This window comes from Vibrio sp. 1-Bac 57 (assembly GCF_037546855.1).
In the GTDB taxonomy this organism is placed as follows: Bacteria; Pseudomonadota; Gammaproteobacteria; order Enterobacterales; family Psychromonadaceae; genus Psychromonas.
Window position 1 is genome coordinate 1 of sequence record NZ_JALAAC010000102.1, and the last position, 927, is coordinate 927.

1 protein-coding gene is annotated in these 927 nt (G+C 32.0%); it reads right to left on the bottom strand.

The window, feature by feature from the left end; genetic code table 11:
• Nucleotides 1-215: 215 nt before the first annotated feature.
• Nucleotides 216-638, bottom strand: coding sequence for an L-alanine exporter AlaE (alaE, locus tag MT391_RS20685; RefSeq protein ID WP_299668366.1), 423 nt, complete (start codon nt 636-638; stop codon nt 216-218).
• Between the last annotated feature and the right edge of the window lie 289 nt (nt 639-927).

A 927-nucleotide genomic window follows, 5' to 3' on the forward strand; every position in this document is an offset into this window, starting at 1 on the left:
TATTATAGAAACTGAGATAAAAGCCAAGTACTTTTTTACAATTAAAGTTCGAACGCTTAATTTCCAATCAAAAAGAGCAAGTTACACTCAATCACTTTATAAAAAGTAATCAATCGCCATTCATGAAACTGAAACTATATTATTAATTGAACTAATTAGCGCTGGTTGATTGAGATAGTTACATTGAGATAGTTACCGTAGATTTTCTAAAATAGTTAACATTGCTTTATCGAGGTAACTTTGAAATAACGCCTGATATATTCGAGATAAATACCAAAAGGTCGGCTCACCATCAGCATTAATAGTGAAGATGAAATAACAAGGCTAATTATTTCATTAACGTCTGCTCCTGCAATGGCTAATGTGATGATATAAATGGGCAATTGAAATGACATGAACGCTAAAGCATCAATCACTGTTTTATATAAACGAGTATTAGGTTGTGTCCATTTAAAACAGCAATCACGCCAAATTGCATAAGGCCTAGCGGTTAACACCATCATAGGTATCATGATCAAACGTGTAATAAATACTTCGCTAGGATCCATTCCTGCTATGAACAACTCAGTACAAGCGGCAATAACAGTAAAGAATATAATAGTGGCAAGAGTATCAACCATAAAACAACGCATCTTCATTATTATATTCACCTTCAATGTTAAGTGCCCTTTCAGTATTTCATCACGGGGTATATATATTGATTCATTTTTACAGCTGTCGTTAAAAGGATTTATTTTACTCACAACAAAATACATGAGAAAAACAGAGCACTCAATTTAGCATATAAAAATTAATGATAATTAAAAGAAGATTAGATTTTTAAGGAAGTGATTACTAAAAACAGTGACAGTGGCAACAATGGAAAGATAGAAAGTGAGTTATAGGAATAGGTTATAAGGTAATAGAAACGAAAAAGGGCTTCTCAAT

Bases quoted from the DNA above. Each gene is read 5' to 3' on its own strand.
- alaE (WP_299668366.1), bottom strand. From the start codon at position 638: ATGAAGATGCGTTGTTTTATGGTTGATACTCTTGCCACTATTATATTC.